24 protein-coding genes are annotated in these 17,135 nt (G+C 65.2%); 1 reads left to right on the top strand and 23 read right to left on the bottom strand.

The genetic code is table 11. From position 1 onward, the window contains the following. Positions 1-5: 5 nt before the first annotated feature. The 20 genes from ACOYYX_RS06915 to ACOYYX_RS06820 form a co-directional block, all read right to left on the bottom strand. The gene (locus ACOYYX_RS06915) at positions 6-698 is read right to left on the bottom strand and encodes a hypothetical protein (RefSeq protein WP_422929198.1); all 693 of its coding nucleotides are present in this window, start codon (positions 696-698) and stop codon (positions 6-8) included. Between the two features lie 35 nt (positions 699-733). Continuing rightward, the gene (locus ACOYYX_RS06910; protein ID WP_422929197.1) at positions 734-2,179 is read right to left on the bottom strand and encodes an SGNH/GDSL hydrolase family protein; all 1,446 of its coding nucleotides are present in this window, start codon (positions 2,177-2,179) and stop codon (positions 734-736) included. A gap of 96 nt (positions 2,180-2,275) precedes the next feature. Further along, a complete protein-coding gene (locus tag ACOYYX_RS06905; RefSeq protein ID WP_422929196.1) occupies positions 2,276-2,728 on the bottom strand; it encodes a hypothetical protein in 453 nt (150 codons plus the stop codon). A gap of 99 nt (positions 2,729-2,827) precedes the next feature. Then, positions 2,828-4,183 (bottom strand): phage major capsid protein, encoded by a 1,356-nt coding sequence (locus tag ACOYYX_RS06900; RefSeq protein ID WP_422929195.1) that lies wholly within the window; start codon positions 4,181-4,183, stop codon positions 2,828-2,830. A 237-nt stretch (positions 4,184-4,420) separates the two neighbouring features. Then, positions 4,421-6,088, bottom strand: coding sequence for a hypothetical protein (locus ACOYYX_RS06895; protein WP_422929194.1), 1,668 nt, complete (start codon positions 6,086-6,088; stop codon positions 4,421-4,423). An 820-nt stretch (positions 6,089-6,908) separates the two neighbouring features. Further along, on the bottom strand, positions 6,909-7,310 hold the full coding sequence (locus ACOYYX_RS06890; RefSeq protein ID WP_422929193.1) for an HK97-gp10 family putative phage morphogenesis protein: 402 nt from the start codon (positions 7,308-7,310) through the stop codon (positions 6,909-6,911). A 64-nt stretch (positions 7,311-7,374) separates the two neighbouring features. After that, positions 7,375-7,755 carry an Imm1 family immunity protein gene (locus tag ACOYYX_RS06885; protein ID WP_422929192.1) on the bottom strand — a complete coding sequence of 127 codons (381 nt, stop codon included), beginning with the start codon at positions 7,753-7,755 and terminating at the stop codon, positions 7,375-7,377. Next, a complete protein-coding gene (locus ACOYYX_RS06880; RefSeq protein WP_422929191.1) occupies positions 7,752-8,495 on the bottom strand; it encodes a DddA-like double-stranded DNA deaminase toxin in 744 nt (247 codons plus the stop codon). Before ACOYYX_RS06880 ends, ACOYYX_RS06885 begins: the two co-directional genes overlap by 4 nt. Before the next feature lie 305 nt (positions 8,496-8,800). Beyond that, positions 8,801-10,372 carry a phage portal protein gene (locus ACOYYX_RS06875; protein WP_422929190.1) on the bottom strand — a complete coding sequence of 524 codons (1,572 nt, stop codon included), beginning with the start codon at positions 10,370-10,372 and terminating at the stop codon, positions 8,801-8,803. Between the two features lie 99 nt (positions 10,373-10,471). Continuing rightward, positions 10,472-10,888 (bottom strand): hypothetical protein, encoded by a 417-nt coding sequence (locus ACOYYX_RS06870; RefSeq protein ID WP_422929189.1) that lies wholly within the window; start codon positions 10,886-10,888, stop codon positions 10,472-10,474. Between the two features lie 116 nt (positions 10,889-11,004). After that, on the bottom strand, positions 11,005-12,399 hold the full coding sequence (locus ACOYYX_RS06865) for a phage terminase large subunit (protein WP_422929188.1): 1,395 nt from the start codon (positions 12,397-12,399) through the stop codon (positions 11,005-11,007). Further along, positions 12,365-12,751: a hypothetical protein gene (locus ACOYYX_RS06860; protein ID WP_422929187.1), complete on the bottom strand. Its 387-nt coding sequence runs from the start codon at positions 12,749-12,751 to the stop codon at positions 12,365-12,367. Before ACOYYX_RS06860 ends, ACOYYX_RS06865 begins: the two co-directional genes overlap by 35 nt. Before the next feature lie 3 nt (positions 12,752-12,754). Then, the gene (locus ACOYYX_RS06855) at positions 12,755-12,967 is read right to left on the bottom strand and encodes a hypothetical protein (protein ID WP_422929186.1); all 213 of its coding nucleotides are present in this window, start codon (positions 12,965-12,967) and stop codon (positions 12,755-12,757) included. Positions 12,968-13,050: 83 nt separating this feature from the next. Beyond that, positions 13,051-13,317, bottom strand: coding sequence for a hypothetical protein (locus tag ACOYYX_RS06850; RefSeq protein WP_422929185.1), 267 nt, complete (start codon positions 13,315-13,317; stop codon positions 13,051-13,053). Then, entirely contained in the window at positions 13,314-13,556 is a 243-nt protein-coding gene (locus ACOYYX_RS06845; RefSeq protein ID WP_422929184.1) for a hypothetical protein, read from the bottom strand. The genes ACOYYX_RS06850 and ACOYYX_RS06845 overlap by 4 nt, the downstream gene beginning before the upstream one ends. Positions 13,557-13,685: 129 nt before the next feature. After that, positions 13,686-13,934 carry a hypothetical protein gene (locus ACOYYX_RS06840; protein ID WP_422929183.1) on the bottom strand — a complete coding sequence of 83 codons (249 nt, stop codon included), beginning with the start codon at positions 13,932-13,934 and terminating at the stop codon, positions 13,686-13,688. A 53-nt stretch (positions 13,935-13,987) separates the two neighbouring features. Then, a complete protein-coding gene (locus tag ACOYYX_RS06835; RefSeq protein WP_422929182.1) occupies positions 13,988-14,113 on the bottom strand; it encodes a hypothetical protein in 126 nt (41 codons plus the stop codon). Further along, positions 14,110-14,442 carry a hypothetical protein gene (locus ACOYYX_RS06830; protein WP_422929181.1) on the bottom strand — a complete coding sequence of 111 codons (333 nt, stop codon included), beginning with the start codon at positions 14,440-14,442 and terminating at the stop codon, positions 14,110-14,112. The genes ACOYYX_RS06835 and ACOYYX_RS06830 overlap by 4 nt, the downstream gene beginning before the upstream one ends. Positions 14,443-14,445: 3 nt before the next feature. After that, on the bottom strand, positions 14,446-14,679 hold the full coding sequence (locus ACOYYX_RS06825) for a hypothetical protein (protein WP_422929180.1): 234 nt from the start codon (positions 14,677-14,679) through the stop codon (positions 14,446-14,448). Beyond that, positions 14,676-14,984: a hypothetical protein gene (locus ACOYYX_RS06820; protein WP_422929179.1), complete on the bottom strand. Its 309-nt coding sequence runs from the start codon at positions 14,982-14,984 to the stop codon at positions 14,676-14,678. The genes ACOYYX_RS06825 and ACOYYX_RS06820 overlap by 4 nt, the downstream gene beginning before the upstream one ends. A gap of 41 nt (positions 14,985-15,025) precedes the next feature. On the opposite strand from ACOYYX_RS06820, the gene ACOYYX_RS06815 reads away from it, so the two are divergent. After that, the gene (locus ACOYYX_RS06815) at positions 15,026-15,379 is read left to right on the top strand and encodes a hypothetical protein (protein WP_422929178.1); all 354 of its coding nucleotides are present in this window, start codon (positions 15,026-15,028) and stop codon (positions 15,377-15,379) included. On the opposite strand, the gene ACOYYX_RS06810 is transcribed toward ACOYYX_RS06815, so the two are convergent. From ACOYYX_RS06810 to ACOYYX_RS06800, 3 genes are read right to left on the bottom strand one after another with little or no spacing between them, the layout of a single operon-like run. Further along, positions 15,372-16,262, bottom strand: coding sequence for a hypothetical protein (locus ACOYYX_RS06810; protein WP_422929177.1), 891 nt, complete (start codon positions 16,260-16,262; stop codon positions 15,372-15,374). The genes ACOYYX_RS06815 and ACOYYX_RS06810 overlap by 8 nt on opposite strands. Continuing rightward, positions 16,259-16,777: a hypothetical protein gene (locus ACOYYX_RS06805; RefSeq protein ID WP_422929176.1), complete on the bottom strand. Its 519-nt coding sequence runs from the start codon at positions 16,775-16,777 to the stop codon at positions 16,259-16,261. The genes ACOYYX_RS06810 and ACOYYX_RS06805 overlap by 4 nt, the downstream gene beginning before the upstream one ends. Beyond that, positions 16,777-17,100 (bottom strand): hypothetical protein, encoded by a 324-nt coding sequence (locus ACOYYX_RS06800; RefSeq protein ID WP_422929175.1) that lies wholly within the window; start codon positions 17,098-17,100, stop codon positions 16,777-16,779. The genes ACOYYX_RS06805 and ACOYYX_RS06800 overlap by 1 nt, the downstream gene beginning before the upstream one ends. Between the last annotated feature and the right edge of the window lie 35 nt (positions 17,101-17,135).

Below are 17,135 nucleotides of genomic sequence, written 5' to 3'. Positions count from 1 at the left end.
GACGCTCAGCTCCTGGCGACCGGCTGGCCGTTCGTGTTGTTCGTCAGGTTGTAGACGCGCACCGTGCCGGAACCGACGCCCCCCGGCTTGTATTGCACGAGCTGAGGCGGGGTCGACGTGCTGTTGTCGACCCACGCGGCATAGGCAACCGTCCAGGCACCGGCGAGGCAATCCTCGCGCGTCGGCGCGGTCACGTCGTCCTGGTTCTCGAACGTCGCCGGAGCCGACCAGAAGGCCGTGGTCGCCGCGTCCATGTCCGAGCGGATAGCCTCATGCTCGGACGTAGAAAGCGTAAAATTCGCCCTATCCACGACGGAGGCGACGGCCGGGATCGTGGCATTCGTCGCGAACGTCGCCGTGGCGATCGACGCATCCTGAAGGGCGACCTTGCCGCTGCTGTCGATCGACGTGGGCATCGCCTCGAGGCCGAACGTCCCCTGGACGCCGACCCCCGCCTTCCCCACGATCGCGTACTTCTCCGTGCAGGGGAGCCAGGCCGGGTCGATGGCGAGGGTGACGGCGTAAGACCCGGTCGTCGCATTGCCGAGGGCGTCGGTCATCTCCGCGACGCCCGTGCCCGTCGTCGGGCCGATCCTGGCGGTCCCGGCGCTGTCCAGGACCGTATAGACGAGGTTCGAGGCCTGCCCCGAGTAGAGCGGCCCGAACGTGACCGTGCGGGGTACGTTGGCGGTTGCCATATCTTGAATATGCCCTCGAGTGCTCAACCGAGTGGTTACTGGACGGCTTGCAGCCAGTCGCGGATCGCGTGGGCGACCCGCTCGCCGTAGTAGTAGTGGCCGGCCAGGACGGGATGGATCTTATCCGTCCAGATATAACGCCCCGAGATATCCGAGGCATTGACGATGTTCCCCTGGTACGACGTCCCCGCCATCCAGTTGCCGGAGGTATCGTCATAGATGGGGATGTATAGGCTGTTGGCATCGCCGAATTGGTTGAACGCCGCAAGGACCGCCGAGGCCAGGTCCGCCTGCGTCTGGGCCGGGAAGGACGTCCTCGGCCAGGGGCTGACCACTATGATCGGCGAGATCGAGTTCGCCGCGCGGGCCGCCTGGAAGCAGGCCAGGGCCTTCGCCTGGAGGTCCGGCAGGGCCGCGGCCGTGTTGTCGTTCCCCGAGACGTCGTTCGTACCCAGGGCGAACACGAACACGTCGTAAGGCTGCGCCGAGAGGTCCGCAAGCCTCAGGGGGTCGCTCGCCGCCGGCAGGGCCCCGTTGGCCCTCGAGAAGCCCGTCCCCCCCTGCGCCATGCAGACGGCCCGCCATCCGAGCTTCGCCGCACAGGTCCTGGCCCAGTTCACCGTCTGCATGCCCGCGTCGCGCGGGGCCCCGACCGTATAGCTGTCCCCGACGAATGCGGCATTGATGACATCCACATCCTTCGGCTTCCAGATGGAGTAGCTCGGGTCGACGGCGATCCTGCGGAGGAACGCGACCCCCCCGGCGCCGCCGCAGGCCTCGTCCGTCCGCTGATTGCCCAGCTCGAGCCGGACCCGGCGGACCTTCGACGAGCCGAACGCCACCGTCACGGACCCCGTATTCGACCCGCACGCCGAGCCGTTGTTGTACATCGTCGTGGGCGTGAACGAGGTGTACTGCATCGGCCCGCCGTTCTCTGACACGGCGACCATCACCCCGCCCTGGGCGGTGCGATAATAGCCGAACGAGACGTTCGGGCTGTCCGTCATGGTCTCGACATACCAGCCGTTCTGATAGACCCCCGGCGGGCCGATGTTGGAGCCCGACGTGGAGGAGACCGACTTGACGTTGATGTAATTGCCGTTGTAGGGGCTGACGGTGTTGGAGAACAGCACCCCGCCGACCGCGATGTATTTGTCCTGGTTGCTCAGCACCCCGCCGTTCGACAGGTAGTACGAGTTGGTCTGCGTGTCGTTCGCGGCCGACGTGACCGTGGGGGGCGACGCCATCGCCGCATTGTCGATGACGTTGTTGTTCCTCGCCGCCGAGGCCGCCCTGCGCAGGCGCTCCAGCAGCATCCGCAGGGGCGTCCAACCCACCCCGACGGCTCCCTGAGTCGTCCCGTCGCCCGAGTACAGGACCCCGTTGGTCCTGTCGACGATCAGCGAGTTGGATGGCCACACCTGGGACGTGCGCTGGCTGGTCGTCAGCCGCTGGGTGGGCGGTGGTACGAACGTTGGCATGGTGCTATGTACCTGTGTCCTCGAAGGGTTCGGCCCGGCGGGAAGGACGTGCTCCGACGCGGGCGCGAGCCTCGGCCCGCGCCCCCGAGGTCGGGCTCAACGCCAGAGGTTGACCGTCTGCACGACGGCGGCCGGATTGTTGGCGCTCGCCGGCTCGTAGTCGGTGAGGACGCCGAGCGCCAGGATCGAGACGGTCGACGTCGCCGTGCCGACGGTGACCTGCCCCTTGATATAACGAATCCCCGTGCCGAGCGACTGGATTTTCTCCGCGGTCACGAGCACGAGGGCATATTTGCCCGACGCATTGATCTGCGTGATGGACGTCCCGCTGATCGCCGAGTACGAGCCGCCCGACGTGCTCGAGCCGACGACCGCGAAGTCGACCGTGGCGCTCGCGCCGAGCGTCCCCGTATCGATGACGAAGAGGACCTGGCCGAACGTGCCGAGGTCGATCGCCCCGGTCGTCCCCGTCCCGACGGAGACGGCCGAGGCATGCAGGCCGTCCGCGGCGACGGCCAGCGCTTCAGTGAGCAACTGAGTGGTGGACATGAAATATCCCTTGCGAATGTGAGTGCGTCGAGGAGGATTGCCGGCGCCGAGGCCCGGGCGGCGAAGAACCGCTCAAGGCCCCACGCCGCCCGGGGCCGATCACGAGTGGAGCGCCACGAACGGCGAGATCTTGGTCGTGCCGTCCTGCTGGGTGACGGGGGCGTCGATCTGCGGGGCCCCGTCGACCCGGGCGATGACCCGGTACGTGATCTGGTTGGTGTTGAACGCGTACTGATCCGACGCCGCAATCTCGAGGGTCCCGGTGTCGGCCGTGATGTACTTCGAGAAGTCGGCGAGCAGCACGTCCCCCGTCGACCCGAGGGCCGGCAGCCGCTCGGTGAAGACCACCGGCCGGCCGAACAGGAGCAGCGAGCCCATCGCCAGCTTGGCGTCGTTGTACCCGGTCCCGACGTTCGGCAGGTACGTCACCCGCCCGCTCGAGTCCGCGAGCTGCACGAGGTACTCGAAGAGCGTGTTCGTGAGCACCCAGACGGCCTTCGGCCGGCTCTGCGGCAGCATCGAGCCCATCATCTTGGCGGCGTCGGCCAGCTTGAACTGGCTCGACGTGGCGCGGGCCACCGTCAGCAGCGCGGGGCTCTGGAGGATCCCCTTCGGCTTGGCGTTGCCGTCGCCGTTGAGGAAGGCCATATCCTCGGCATAAGCGATCGCCCCCGAGAAGATCGCCTTCAGCTCCGCCTCGATCGCGAGGAACGAGTCGTTGACGAGGAAGCGTGAGAGCTTCGTCAAGCCTTGAAGCTCGTTCGTCTTGATATGAACCTGCTTGAAGTTCGGCTCGGTGAGCGTCCCCGGCTGCGCCTCGCCCAGCCAGGTCATGTTCACGCCGCCGTAGTAGGCGGAGGCCCCGCCGCCCGGCACGAACGTCTGGTTGAGCATGGGGTAGTACGCCTCCCGCGCCGGCAACTGCTTGTTGTTGCTGTACGGGCGGACGATGGATTCCTCGTCGGCCAGGCGGAGCAGCTCGGTGCCGTAATCCGGCTTGACGGTGTAACCGCCGGTCACGCCCGAACCCTCGGCCAGGTCCTTCTTCTCGAATTCGCGATACTGCGATCCATACTTGTTCTCGAGCAGCTCGCGGGCCTCCCCCTGCTTGCCCGGGAACGTGTTCGGGCACATGGCCACGGTGATCAGCTTGACCTGATCGGCGAACCCCTTCGTGCGGTCCTCCTGCTGCTCGCCGGGCGTGATCCGCACGCGGGCCGGGTGGATCGGGGCCGCATGAGAGCGATGCCCGCCATACCCCTTCGACTCGATCGCCGCGCCGACTGCGGCCTCGACGATCGTCTTGAGGTTCTCCTCGACGCCCCCTTCGGACGCCTTCCTGGCATAGCCCGCGTCGATCCAGGCCTGACCCTTGGAGTCCTCGACGGCGATGACCGAATCCTTCTTGTACCCGCCTTGCTTGGCGGGCACGTCGAACAGGAACTTGATACGCATAGAATTTCCCTTCGATGGGATGTTGTGCTTCTTGATGGTGCTCGAAAACATCCGCGAAGGTGGATAGCTACGAACGGACGCCCGGCGGTCCGGCTCCGCACCATCTGCGACGATGCGTTCCGGCTCGGCCCGGCCACCCAAATCGGTCTTCTCACTCGCATCTTCGGGCCCGCGGCGTCGCGCGCCCCTCTCCTCCTGCCGCCTGCAGATCCGACCTGAACCCGATCCCGCGCGATCTCAGATCACGCCGAACTTCCGATCGACATAGTCGGCCAGCATCGCCTCGAGGTTCTCGGGGTCGAGGAACGCGTGCAGTCGGTCGAGGGCCTGGCGGGCCTCCGCGTCGTGGTCGATGGGCTCGAGCCTGGGCAGGTCGTCAATACCCGCCCGAGGGCTCCACCCCTTCCCGCTAGCCCTGGGCTTCGACCCCGAAGATGTCGACCACTTCGAGGGAGCCCTCAGCGGCGAGCACTTGCTCAAATGAGCGACCTTCGCCCCGACATGATCCCCCGTCGCAACGTGCCCGTCCCCGGACGCCTTGTAACAAGCCACCCGCGCCGCCGGCGCCCCGGGCGAGGCCTTGATATTCTCTTCGACATCCGGCACATGCCCCCGGCGGTGGACCGACTTCACCACGCCGAAGCCTTTGTAGTGCGGCGCCTTGATCGCGACATGATCATTCGCCTTGATGTCGGAATCGTCGTCGTCGTCATCCTCGTCTTCATCGTCGAGGTCTTCTTCGTCGTCGTCGTCCAGGTCCTCGTCATCCTCCTCGTCATCGCCTTCATCCTCGTCGTCGAGGTCTTCATCGTCCTCATCGAGATCCTTGTCCTCGTCGTCCTCATCGAGATCCTTGTCCTCGTCGTCTTCGTCCTCGGCGTCGTCCACCTGCGAAGGCTTCGCCTTACCCACAACGAACGGCTTCCCGATCTTGACCTCCGGCTCGACGACATGCCCGCCGGTTGCCCCCGACCCCTCGCCCAGATCCTTGGCCTCGATCTCGTGGGGGCTGAGATCATCCAGGGCGAACGACTTATGCTCGCCATTCCAGCGACACCGCGAGTCGTGCATCCTCACCTTGACGACATCACGGCCCTCGGACGATTCATCGCCGAGTTCCCCTTTCCCCGACCTCCCGCACTTGGTCTGGATCTCCTCGACGATCCCGCAGCCCCCCTTCTCACCGCCGGCGCACTTGACATGCATGCCCGGCTTCACGGCCGAAGCGCCCTCGTCATCATCGTGAGGCTTTGCACATTTATCCATATTAAGCCCGCCCTGGGTGACGATCCACCGGGGGATCGCAACCCCCTTCGACTTGTAAGCGACCCGCAGCGCGTCCTCATTGCATGGGATCGGGGCCACCGAGAGCTCGATGAGCCTCCACCTCCGATGCACCAGGATCTTCCCCCTCGTCCTCTCGAACGCCGCCGCCCAATCCGGCCGGGTCTCCGCCTCCTGCCTCGTCAGCGGCGACGACTCGACCGAGCGGAACCCGATCGAGAACGATCGCAGCATGTCCTCATCAAAGAGCCCCTTGATCTCCTGCCCCATGGCCGACGACCGGGCGAACTTGATATACGCGAGGATCCCCCGCTCGCGGATCTTCGTGTCGACGACCGTCCCCACCGGCAAGGGGTAATACGTCCCCGGCTGCCCCAGCGAGTGGCAGAGCATCAGCACGCGATTCTTCTGGAACCGCGACATGTCGCACCCCGACGGCAGGACGATCTCGTCGTCCTCATCCACCGAATCCGTCGTCATATAAGCGACGCAATCCACATTCTTCGACGCCGGGTCGACATTCTTCCCGATCGTCGCCGAGTGGAACTTGAACGTGTCGCACTCCGGATCCGCGAGCAGCGGCGACGCCAGGTTGTTCTGGAAACTTGCGGTCATCGTCATATTCGCACTCTCCGCGTGTTGGCGCGGAGCGAGCCGCGTTCGGTTCTGGGAATCAACGGAACGTCTCGTGGAACGAAGGGTTGGCTACTTGGCGGATCGGCCCCGCGAGCCTCGGGGATCATCCCGACCCATCCCCGACCTCGGCGTGCCGCCGCCTCATCGAGCAACTCGGCCTCGATCGAAAGAGTCTGCAGACATTTTCATTTCGCCCGGGCCGGCCCTCCCCCCTCGCAACGCGAGCGCGAAAGCCTCAACCCCCTGGCCGAGTCTGTGCTTCCAATCCGAAGAAATTTACGGAGTCGGAACGCTCGGACGTATCGAGTCGCACACCATCGTCGCGACTAGGCCGACCCCACCGCCCCGAATCTCGCCAGGCGGCTCGATGCCGGACACCTTCCACCTGCTAGATCTCCCGTCGCAAGCGCTCGCCTTCCAGCGTCACCACTCGGGCCTTCCCACCGCCGAGAAGCTCGCCTAAGAGCCGGCCTTCACCAATCGGCAAAACCTACAGGTGCGTCACTCATGAAGGGTGGCCGCGATTGGAACAATCGGGGTCGCGCAGCGACAAGAGGCCAACTGCAAGCTGCCCCGACCGAAGCCAGTGGCCTTTCTCCGTCTCATGGCCGATCCACAGACCCTGGAATCAACGAACGCCGAGCCCCAAAATGTGGTCGGATCTCGATGGTTCCGGATGCCGCGGAAGTGGCACCCGCGACCACCCAGAATAAGAACGGTGACCGCCTAATGGCCGGGCCTCATCGCCACCGCGGGCCATCGCTTCAGACAATTCTCGACAGGCCGACGCCAACCGCCCACGGCATCACCTCCCCCGGCGCCCCCTGCCTCGGCCTCTCTTCCGAGCCCCCTTCAAGCCCCCTCCCACCTGAGGCGACGAACCGAGATCCACCGCGACACTCCCGCCGAACTCGCGGGCGATCGCCTCGAGCGCGGGCCTCAAGAAGGGCCTCGCGGGCATGTTTCGCGTCCCGAGCTCGACATAGGCCGCATAAGGAGCCTCGACGCTGACCCTGAGCGTCCGGCTCGACTCATCATAGCTATATCCGATGCTCGATTGCAGCGTCCCGGTCCTGGCCGGGGCCAGCGACCGGGCCTCCTGCGCCGCCGCCTCCCCCGCCCGCCGCATCTTCTCGCCGATCGCCTCGATCAGGTGCTTCTGCACCCGATCCCCGAACCAATTGACACTACCGCCGCCGGCCGACATGGATGGAACGTCCTCGCCAGATGGATAGACCAGGATTGTCCTCCGACGATTCGCTCCCGACCCCTCAGTCATCCTCCCATTCGACGCTCTCGCTCAGCGTCTGTGTTTCGAAAAACTCGATCGCAACGGCAATCGCCCGCTCGAAGGGGACTGTTTGGGCCTCCGGCGTCTCCGTATAGTGGCCGCCCATCATAAAAGACTGCAATTTATTAATATCGACATCACCAAACAAATGTTTGGATGGCCACCCCTCGCTTGCGATCCAGGTTAAAGGCACAAGATCGTACCCCAATCCGATGCAGAGGAAGGCCCCATCCGGGGCATTGAGCGTAACGATCTCGGGAGAAGCATAACAAATTGATTGAAGTTGCCACAGTTCACGCTCCAACTGTGCTGCTTCCACAATATAAATCTCAGAAGTGGCAGTCTGTAGAATCCAATTCATAGATTGATCCCATCGTAATTTCTATCCAACACCTGCGGCACGATGACTCGGAGCACGCGTCCAGCACCCAGCATTCGTGGCAGCATGAAATGGCAGCCAGATTTCTTGGCCTGCCCTTGAATACAAGGAACCCGATTGAGAATCAAGACAGCGTAGTTTAAATCCAGTTTCCGCATTAGAACAGCGGAGTGAGCCTCGACATGAGCTTTTAGAATGTTGTTCATACCCGGGATGACTTTCTTAGGCACTCCGTCCGTTGGGCCGCTATAACCACTCTTTATGAAGAAATCCCCAAAAGGTAGAGTGAGAACCCCAGACGTCTTTCCACCAGTATAGTCCGGAATTCGCGACCATTCAACATTCTGGAACCCGTATCTATCGATATAATCTAGATACAATTGCGATCCAGTCACAGGATGCGTTACGGAACTTAGATCATCCGGGCGTAAACTAGGATCATGCCCTGCAGGACTCGATCCGTTAGGATGGCGACGCGTGCTACGACTGGAAGACCGTTCCTTTCGCTCCTGTGAAGCGAGTTCGATATCTTGTCCACGATGTATATCACGCAGAGCGTCCGCGTCCGAGCTATGCTGCTCGTTCTCAGCTTTGCGCTCCTTGCTTTGCCCTTTCTCAAGTTCTCTTAGCTCTTCACGGCTGATTCGCCCTTTTGCTTCTGAATGGATCTTTGCATGGTGATCACGTAGGCTCTTACGCCTGTTTTTGATCGAGACCGCCAACTCTCGACGCTCGCGCTCATGACGCTGCAGTAGTTCCGCATGCCTTACCGACCTCGGACCCTTTACCTTTCGTCGCCTCCGCCGACGAGCATCGTTACCCGACTTCCGACGCCTACGTCTTCGACCGCATGTGTTGCCAGGCTGAAAGCCTCCAGCACCGGTCCCACAGTTCTTTGACTCATACGCGAGCCATGCTTGTCCCAGACTCAGAACGACTTGAGCGAACTCATCAAGGTCATTCCGGCGGGAATCCAACGCGCCTCGGGCCTCGAAGATCGCCTTCAGCAAATTGAGTTCTTCAATGATCATGTGAGATTTCTTGGAGAACCTATGCGATCTTTTAAAGCCTGGAGAGTGTCCCGAACCAAAGATGTGATGGCCTTCCGCCTCTCCTCAAATCCGTCGTCCCTGGCGAATTGGTGAGGCTCCGTGCGGCCGAATCGATTGAACCCGATCCCCCTCGGAGTCGTGCTGCTAGCAACGGCGGCCGGAGCGGTGGGATCTGGGGATGAAGACTCCTGGGCCTTCTCCACGACCCCCTGGAGCGTCGCGAGCGACCCATTGACGAGGACCTCGTCGCCTCCCTCGACGGCGTCGTAGCCGAGCTCCAAACGGACCTCGTTGCGGGTGATGACGCCCAGGTCGATGTAGGTCTGGTTCAGGGCGGCTTCGGCCTGCTTGTCGGCCAGGACGGCGGGGTCGAAGGCCCAGAAGAGGCGGTCGTAGCCGAGCTTGCCGTAGGGGTCGAGCGAGTGCGTCCAGCGCGTCAGGGTCGAGGCGATGGCCTTGCAGCGGGGCTCGACGGCGTTGCGGGCGTGCTGCTCAAGGCCGGCGTCGGCGTTGGCGCGGTTGACGTCGTCGGTCTTCAGCATCGAGATCGGAACATCGAAGCAATTGGCGATCCGATCCATGTCGTACGAGCTGATCTCCAGGCTCCCGAGGTCCGTCGGCGTGTACGAGAGCGGCGTCACCGACACCGCCGCGTCCACCGTGAAGACGCCCCCCGATCGGCCGCCGCGGCCCTGCTGGTCCATCCGGTGCTCGAGGCGACGCCGCTCGGCCTCGCCGAACGAGCCGCCGGCCTTGTCGTCCTTCAGGCTCACGAGGAGCGACGGCCGAGGGCCATTCGAGAGCATGTTGTCCTGGATCGAGACGAACGTGTCCTCGAGCCGGGCGTATTCGATGGCCGCCTGCGTCGGGCCGTAGCCCTGGCCGTAAGGGTTCTTCGCCGAGAGGTGGCGGAACCGGACGAGGTCGGACTTGGGGTAGTTGATCCCGCCGAACGTATACTCATCCGGCACCATCGTCCCCGACGTGAAGACGGGATACACCAGGTGCGGCGGCAGGGCCCAGATCTCCTCGGGCAGCCCCTTGCGCCCGGCGATCACGCCGAAGTTCGGCCACCAGTAGCCCGAGCCCGCGATGTCCAGCGACATCACGGTGTAGGTGATGAGCTGCGTGTGGTCGAGGTCGTCATTGACCTTCATCACGGCGTCGAGCAAGGGGTGCTCGGTGACCTCGTCCACCTCGTCGGCGGCGGCGACCGCCTTCCTCGCGTACTCGAGCCCCTTGAGCCGATCACGCGTCGCCCGGCCGATCGACTTCGTCGCGCACTTGGGCCGGTGCTGCCCGTCCCTCGTCGCGGCGAAGAGACGCAAGGGAAGCCGCGCGACCGCCCTCGCATTGAGGTTCACGCACGCGTAGATCAGCGACTTGTACGCCTCGACGAGCTCGTAAGGGGTCGGCCCCCGGCGGAACTTCCACGAGTCGGACCAGATCGGCCCCCCGCCGTACGAGTACACGAACGAGCCGCTGGGCGGGCCCTTCGCGTCGCGGTCGGAGAGGCGACGACGGACGGAGTTGCGGCTTGGAGGCATGAGTTGGGCTGCCCGGCGTTGATGGCCTGCGGGAGGTGGACGCTGAAGGACTCAGCGAGAACGGATGAATTTGCAGCGAGGAGCACCCGGCGGATCGGCTCAGCGAATCCCCGCGTCGGCCAGCACGCGGGAGACGAGCCACCTGCCCGGCCTGTTCTTGCGGCCCGAGTCGGCGTGGATCTCGTCTCCCACGATGCGGAAGTTCTTGTACGCCCCGGATTCCGCGTCCTGGGCGGCTTCATCTCCCGCCGCCGCCTCGTCCGAGGCGTATAGCGTCGGAGCTAACTCCAGGGCCTTCTCCCTCAGAGTGGGAGTGATCGCGAGGGCCGAATCCCCTTCTAGCCCTCCGCGGACGACGCCCGACGCGGCCATCTCCCCCTTGACCCGCTCGGCGATCACCGCCGCGAGGGCCTCGACCTTGCCCTCGACGAGGGCCCCGACCTTCCCGGCAAACGCCTCGATCTTGGTATCGATCAGGGCGTGGACGTCTTTCTTCGACTCGGCGGACAGAGCCATGAACAGCGACCTCGGACCTTGGGATGAATTGGGTCAACTCGGGGCGTGACGGGGCCCGGGCCGATGCCGCGAGGAAGCATCGATCCCCTTCGATTCCGGGCCTTCAAACCCTCACGTCAGCGCCACCAGTGATCGGCGTTGATGTCGCGATAGAGCCGCTCGGCCTCCTCGGCCTCGGCCCGCTCCCTGGCCTCGACGACCTCGGCCGGCTCGATCCTGCCGACCCCGCGATCGATGGCCATCGCGGCATATCTCAAGGCGTCCACGGCGTGGTCGTTGAGCTTGACCGGCTCCTCGCCGAGGGTGCGGCCGTCGTCCCCCTTCGACCAGGCGTAGCCGTCGATCTCCTCGGTGAGGCCGCAAGGCTTCTTGGCCTCCACGAGCCCCTCGTCTCGCTCGACCAGGCTGTCCCGCAAGTAGAAGAGCCTCGGCCTGCCGTCGCCGGCGACCTTGAGCCGCTCCTGCACGGCCTCGATCCCGCGGGTCACGGCCTTGTTGGCCGCCCGCGTCGGGATCCCGTTCTCGAGCAGCGTCGCCCGGTCCTCGGCGTCGTGGTCGGCCACGGTGAACTCGTACCGCTCGTCCCCCGAGAGCCTGCGGATCTCCCCCGCGTGGACCTTCACCGTCCGACGGGTCTTATACATCTCGCGGTAAACATACATGCGACCGTCATGGTCGATGGCGATCCAGAGGCAGACGAACGGGTTCGTGTAACCGAAGTCGATCGACCGGATCCGCCGCCAACTCCGGGGGATGTCGAAGCGGTCGACGATGTGAACGGCCCTGTCCCACTCTTCATACACGGCCCCCTCGGCCTGGACCCACTTGCCGTAGCGGAGCCTGGGCTTGCGCACGCCCGTGAGGCCGTCGAGCTTGCCGATGTAGGCGAGGCCCGCCTTCGTCCAGCCCGACGACTCGCGATCCCAGAGCATCGGGTTATCTTCATGCCGTGACTCGAGCATGAGTAACCTCCCCGCGTCCGCCCGCCGCTTGATCCAGTGCTGCGGCCCGTCGGGGTTCGTGTCGGCGATGATCTGCTGCCTGGGCGTCACGCCGTTGCGGAGCCTGGTCGTGATCGACTCCCAGTCGTCCTCGAGAAGCTCGATGGCCTCCTGCACGTAGGCCACGTCGAACTCCGTCGACATGATCTTCGTCGGCCTGTCGAGCCCGCCGACGACCAGCTCCGAGCCATTCGGATATCGATACGACTGCCGCCCGCTGCGCTTGGTCCCAGCGGCGATGACCTCGTATTCGGCCCGCGTGAGGACCTTCTCCTCGAAGGTGACGAGGGCCGTCTGCGTGAGCGACTCGCGGGTCTTGCGGGCGATCAGCCCGCGCATCCCCGGGTGATTCGTGGCGAGGTAGTGCAGGTATTGCAGGCAGGCGCGGCTCTTGCCGGTGCCGGCGGGGCCCGAGAGGATCACCTCGCCCCGGGCCGCCGAGAAGAGGTCGGCCGCCGCGCCATAGACGTGGTACTCAGCCTTCGGATTGGCTCTTGCTTTCGTCGGCATGGATCACGATGACGGTCGTCGAGGCCTGGTTGTCCGACCTGGCGGCGTCGCGATAGACCTCGGGCCGTCGCGACTTGAGCCAGAACATGCGGAGCGCATTATGCGAGGGGTCGGGGTCCAGGCAGTTCCGCAGGGTCACCGCCTCGACCATGTCGTCGGCCCTGGACATGGCCTCCTCCACGAGCTGCTCGAGCTCGGGGTCGTCGGCGCGCCAACGCCGCAGGGTCCTCGAGCTGACGCCGGCCTTCGCCGCCGCCTCCTCGAGCGTCGACCCCAGCCGGAGCGCCTCGACCACGGCCTGCCTGCGGGGCTCGAGCCCCCTGGCCGGGAGCCACTCATTCGTCTCGGGCATCGCTTAGCCTCTCAGCCGCCAGGGCCCCTCATCCGACCCGAGTCCGGCGGCCCGCATCCGTCGCCAAAGCCTCGGATACCGCCTCGCGAAATCGTCGTCGTCGAGCCGCACCTGACGCGACGGCCTCCGCACCCTCGACGCACCGAGCGCCATGAGGACGACAGCCATCCCCCCGGCGAGGCAAAGGCCCGTGATGACGAGGTCGGGATCGGACATGCGGGCGCGACCCATTTCGGCGTCTTTCGGGTTCGACCTGGGTGGGACCAATTGGTCCCACCCCTGGGCCTGTCGTGGAGCGGTCAGCCCCGCTCGATCGGCTCGGCGAAGGCCGATTCCGTAGCGTCCAGAGAGGCCGCGATCACCGCAGAAGCCTCGGGTTTTCGCCGTTCGGGGCGATCGATCTGAAACTTATGCTCATAATTAACCGTGTTCGGCTCGATGAACGCGAGCATCACGCCGTTGCCGGATTCCGACGGCTGGGCGACGATCTGGAGCGTCTCGCCGTTGGCGACGTTGGTCACGTCCACGGCCCCGCCGAAACGGATGAACAGGTTCAGCTTACTCATGGATGATCCCCTTTCCTCAGTCGTTCGAGCTCGGCCTGGTGCAGGGCCTCTTTGTGACGTCGCACCTGCTGATCGTTGAGAAAACCCCGCGTCGCCTGGATCGCCGACGCGAGCCCGATCAGGATCGGCGGGATGACCTCCCAAGTGAGGCCCCAGTGCACGACCCAGACGCCCGCGCCCCAGAGGCTGCAGAACGAGGTGGACGCGAAGAGCGTTTGGACCTGGTGTGACATGGGCATCGTGTGGAGGTCATCCATTGCGTCGGCGCCTTGCGATGTCGGTCGCGTGTCCGATCAAGAATTGAAGGCATGTCCGTAAGGCCAGGAACCCGAGGATCCCGGCCGCGACGGCCGCTGCGATGTGTTGCATCAGGTCGATTTCGCGATCATCCCCGGCATCCTCCCCGTCACGACCCCGATCCCCACCGCCTCGCGCCCCGGCTCCTTCCCGCCGCGACGCCCCTCGAACTCCCTCGCATGCTCATTCACCGCCCTGAGCACGCATTCGAGCGGCCCCGAGACCCCGGTACGCGTCTCCTCCACCTCCGTGATCGCCGCCGACCACTGCCCCCCCGCCCCCTCGATCCTGATGACAAGTCGATGTGAATTCGTGGGCATACCTTCCCCTTTGGAACAAGTGGGGTCGACCCGGGTGCCGTGTTGCGTTGCCTTCAGGGCGTGGACGCGATGAGATAGACCAGCGTGGCGACCCCGATCAGGAGCCCGGCCACGGCGATCGCCGTTCGTCGCAGGTCCGCCCAGGTCGGCTCGCCGAGGTGTTCGTCGTCGAGGCTCAAGGCTGATCCCCCCGGCCTTCGGGCGGCCTCGCGGAGCCGTACGCATAGAGGCTGAGGGCCTCGGGGATCGACGAGGCGATCGCGAAGCCGAGCGGGATCCAGAAGGTCGAGATGACCTCCGCGTCTCGCAAGAAGGCGGCCTGGATCCGATCCCAGGTGAAGCCGGTGCCGGTCGCGAAGCCGATCGCGGCGCGGGTCAGAACGCGCTTGACGTCGTCCCTGGAGAGCTCGCGCTGGATCGCGTTGGCGGGCGGGGCGAGGAACTTGCCGGCCGCGAACGCGAGCGAGCCGAAGCCCGACTTCAGCTTCAAGAGTAAGGCTTTGAGCATATCTCAGGAGCTCGCCGGGGGCGTGAGCTTGTCGATCGCGTGGCGGATCCCGAAGAGGGTGAAGCTGTTGAGCGCCAGTGCGGCGAAGAGCGTGAAGTCCCCCGCGTACAACTCCCAGGCGGCGAGCAGCACGAGGCCGGCGACGCCCATGTACGTCTTGTACCCGTCGAGCTGCGCCAGGAGGCTCCCCTTCAGGTAGGTCACGATCGCGGAGATGAGGGTGGCGACGATGCTCATGGCTTGGGCCTCAGGGCGATGAGAGTGGGATGGGCCTTGCGGCCGGTCTGCTCGGCGTGCTGAACCAGCTTCGAAGCCAGATCACCGATCGACATATCGGCGAACTTATCGAGCAGGGCGTTGGTGCCGGCCTCGGTGACGGCGGGGATCTGACGCAGCGCCACCGGGAACGCGAGCTTGATCGCGGGTCGGAGGATGAGGCCGGCGGCGGCGAGGATGTCCCCCTTCCGCAGCTCGAGGTACGACTGCAGGATCGGCGAGATCGCGGCGGCGAGCTTCCTCGCGACGTCGGAGATCGGCATCATTTCACCTTCCTGGCTCGGGTGTAGCGGAAGACGCCGTCCGGGTGGACGCGGCCGAAGACCTCGTAGGCGGGGTTCCTCGCGAACGGGACCCAGCGGTCGACGGCCTCGGCCAGGTCGGGGCCGACGCCGGCCCCGGGGCGGCCGGCGTCGGCGAGGCCGCCGTCTTCGCGACGGCGGCGGGAGGTTCGGCCCTGGAGTCGAGGGCCTTGCGGATCGACTCCACGGCCCTTGCGACATCCTCTTTCGTCGCCGCATCCTCATGGAAGCGAATGACGATGGGGGCAGCGACCTTCGTGGGCTCCGGGTCGCTCAGGAGCCTGGGCCCGACCGAAGGCGAAGGTTCACCGATCCCCAGGCCGATCGCGGCGATGGCGAGTGTGATATTCATCAGATGAAGTTATCGTAGGACCACTTGACGACCTTGCCGATCCCGCTCAGATCCGTGGCCGAGACCCGCACGAAGTATCCGTATCCCTGCACGGTTCGATACACGTCGCCGCGGACCCAGAAATCCGAGGTCTTCGTCGCCGTCACCGGCTTGTAGCCCGGCACCTTGGCCGCCATGTCGGCGGGGAGCGGCGGATAGAGCAGGCCGTGCCAGTTCTCGAGCTGCCACCAGTCGTAGGTATCCCAGACGCCCGGCATCACGTAGCCGACCTCGGTCAACGCATGCCCATACGTGCCGGATCCGATCGAGGTCATGAACGTCTGCTGATTGTCCCAACCGTAGGGCCACCAGATCCCGTTGGCGACGGGCGTGTTGCTGGCGATCAAGGTGCGGGCATCATCATCCGAGCGGACGTCGACGGGGACCGAGATGCGTGCCGCCTTGGCGTCGTCGAAGACGGCTTGCGGGGGCTTCGTGCCCAGGGCCCGCGAGTCGTCGGAATAAGGCAGCAGGCTCTCATGAGCGATGCCGGCCCCCTTCTCCTGCGTCATCGTGAGGATGGCGTCGGTCGGGGCCCCTCCATTGCTCGGGTTGCCGCCCCCTTCGAGCTGCTTGCCCAGCCATCCGACGAGGCGTCGGCATATGTCGAAGGCCTCGTATCCCTTGGCGACCATCGAGGTCTCGGCGAGGAACGTCGGGCCGTGGACCCAGCAGGTCCCGGCCTGCCCCTGCTCGAGCTGGCGGTGCCGGTGCTGCGTCAGAGAGAGAGCGTCGGGATACTGCGCCCCCTGGATGACCGTGGCGTAGCGCCTTGAAGTCAGCATCGCCTGCCTGGCGAGCGGGGCTCGGACGTGATCCCAACCGAGAGCATAACTGGATGCGTTGCTCATTTGGTCCCCCTCAGCCCCTTGGCGAAGTCGCGGGAATAGGCGGAGTAGGCCTTGCGGGCGGCGGCGTCCTTGGGGTCAGTGCCCGAGGGCACGATCGCGGCGAACCCGGCCGAGGCCTTGTCGGCGAACGCCTTCTCGCGGGCCGAGAGGAACTGCTGCTTCAGGGCGGCGTTGGCGTCCTCGACCTTCGCCCCGGAGTCGATCTTCGCGGCGAAGGCGTCGAAGCCCTGGGCCAGCGAGTCATCCAGGAGAGGGGCGAACTCTCGCCCCGCCTTGTACGCCTCGGAGTCAACGGCCGCCGGTTCGACGGATCGCGAAATCCAGCTATGCTCATAGGCGAGGTAGCCGATCCCTCCGATCCCCAGGGCCCCGGCGAGGATCCAACCGGCGATGGAACCCGTGAGCCTCGCGGCGCCAGCCGGAGCGACAACCGGCGTCGGCTGAGTCACCGGAGCCGGAGTCGGCGTCGGCACGGGCGTCGGTTTGGGCGTGAAAAGCGACTTCTCGACAGGCATTACTTGGTCCTCCCGTCGAGGTAGTTGAGGGCGAGTTCCCGGAGCGCACCGTCGGGGTCGACCATGAAGATGGTCGAGCCGGCCTCGGTCCAGGGGACGCCCGGCTCGAGCAGCTTCGCGACGGCGTCCTGGGCCGACTTCACCTTCGAGGCGGTCGCCTTGGTGGCGGCGTCGGCATCGACGTACGTCTTCTTCTCGGCCTCGTATTGGTTCTTGATGCTGGCGATCCGAGACTCGGACGCTTTCTTGGCGCCGATCGCGTCGGCATCGGCCTTCTCGGCATCCCGCAGGGCCGAGAGGGCTTGCTTGATCTCGTCGCTCATGAATCCCTCGACGGAGTGTGGCTGACGGAGAGGAC

The sequence above is a fragment of the Singulisphaera chitinilytica genome (assembly GCF_049331405.1).
GTDB lineage: Bacteria > Planctomycetota > Planctomycetia > Isosphaerales > Isosphaeraceae > PoT.
Note: the sequence above shows the minus strand (reverse complement) of the source record. Positions and strands in the feature narration are given on the sequence as shown.

Coding starts and splice junctions, on each gene's coding strand:
- ACOYYX_RS06825 (WP_422929180.1), bottom strand. CDS start 14,679: ATGAGCATCGTCGCCACCCTCATCTCCGCGATCGTGACCTACCTGAAG.
- ACOYYX_RS06855 (WP_422929186.1), bottom strand. CDS start 12,967: ATGTCCGATCCCGACCTCGTCATCACGGGCCTTTGCCTCGCCGGGGGG.
- ACOYYX_RS06890 (WP_422929193.1), bottom strand. CDS start 7,310: ATGTCGGCCGGCGGCGGTAGTGTCAATTGGTTCGGGGATCGGGTGCAG.
- ACOYYX_RS06905 (WP_422929196.1), bottom strand. CDS start 2,728: ATGTCCACCACTCAGTTGCTCACTGAAGCGCTGGCCGTCGCCGCGGAC.
- ACOYYX_RS06910 (WP_422929197.1), bottom strand. CDS start 2,179: ATGCCAACGTTCGTACCACCGCCCACCCAGCGGCTGACGACCAGCCAG.
- ACOYYX_RS06810 (WP_422929177.1), bottom strand. CDS start 16,262: ATGAGCAACGCATCCAGTTATGCTCTCGGTTGGGATCACGTCCGAGCC.
- ACOYYX_RS06875 (WP_422929190.1), bottom strand. CDS start 10,372: ATGCCTCCAAGCCGCAACTCCGTCCGTCGTCGCCTCTCCGACCGCGAC.
- ACOYYX_RS06840 (WP_422929183.1), bottom strand. CDS start 13,934: ATGCCCACGAATTCACATCGACTTGTCATCAGGATCGAGGGGGCGGGG.
- ACOYYX_RS06865 (WP_422929188.1), bottom strand. CDS start 12,399: ATGCCGACGAAAGCAAGAGCCAATCCGAAGGCTGAGTACCACGTCTAT.
- ACOYYX_RS06845 (WP_422929184.1), bottom strand. CDS start 13,556: ATGCCCATGTCACACCAGGTCCAAACGCTCTTCGCGTCCACCTCGTTC.
- ACOYYX_RS06820 (WP_422929179.1), bottom strand. CDS start 14,984: ATGATGCCGATCTCCGACGTCGCGAGGAAGCTCGCCGCCGCGATCTCG.
- ACOYYX_RS06830 (WP_422929181.1), bottom strand. CDS start 14,442: ATGCTCAAAGCCTTACTCTTGAAGCTGAAGTCGGGCTTCGGCTCGCTC.
- ACOYYX_RS06850 (WP_422929185.1), bottom strand. CDS start 13,317: ATGAGTAAGCTGAACCTGTTCATCCGTTTCGGCGGGGCCGTGGACGTG.
- ACOYYX_RS06885 (WP_422929192.1), bottom strand. CDS start 7,755: ATGAATTGGATTCTACAGACTGCCACTTCTGAGATTTATATTGTGGAA.
- ACOYYX_RS06805 (WP_422929176.1), bottom strand. CDS start 16,777: ATGCCTGTCGAGAAGTCGCTTTTCACGCCCAAACCGACGCCCGTGCCG.
- ACOYYX_RS06915 (WP_422929198.1), bottom strand. CDS start 698: ATGGCAACCGCCAACGTACCCCGCACGGTCACGTTCGGGCCGCTCTAC.
- ACOYYX_RS06860 (WP_422929187.1), bottom strand. CDS start 12,751: ATGCCCGAGACGAATGAGTGGCTCCCGGCCAGGGGGCTCGAGCCCCGC.
- ACOYYX_RS06900 (WP_422929195.1), bottom strand. CDS start 4,183: ATGCGTATCAAGTTCCTGTTCGACGTGCCCGCCAAGCAAGGCGGGTAC.
- ACOYYX_RS06895 (WP_422929194.1), bottom strand. CDS start 6,088: ATGACGATGACCGCAAGTTTCCAGAACAACCTGGCGTCGCCGCTGCTC.
- ACOYYX_RS06870 (WP_422929189.1), bottom strand. CDS start 10,888: ATGGCTCTGTCCGCCGAGTCGAAGAAAGACGTCCACGCCCTGATCGAT.
- ACOYYX_RS06800 (WP_422929175.1), bottom strand. CDS start 17,100: ATGAGCGACGAGATCAAGCAAGCCCTCTCGGCCCTGCGGGATGCCGAG.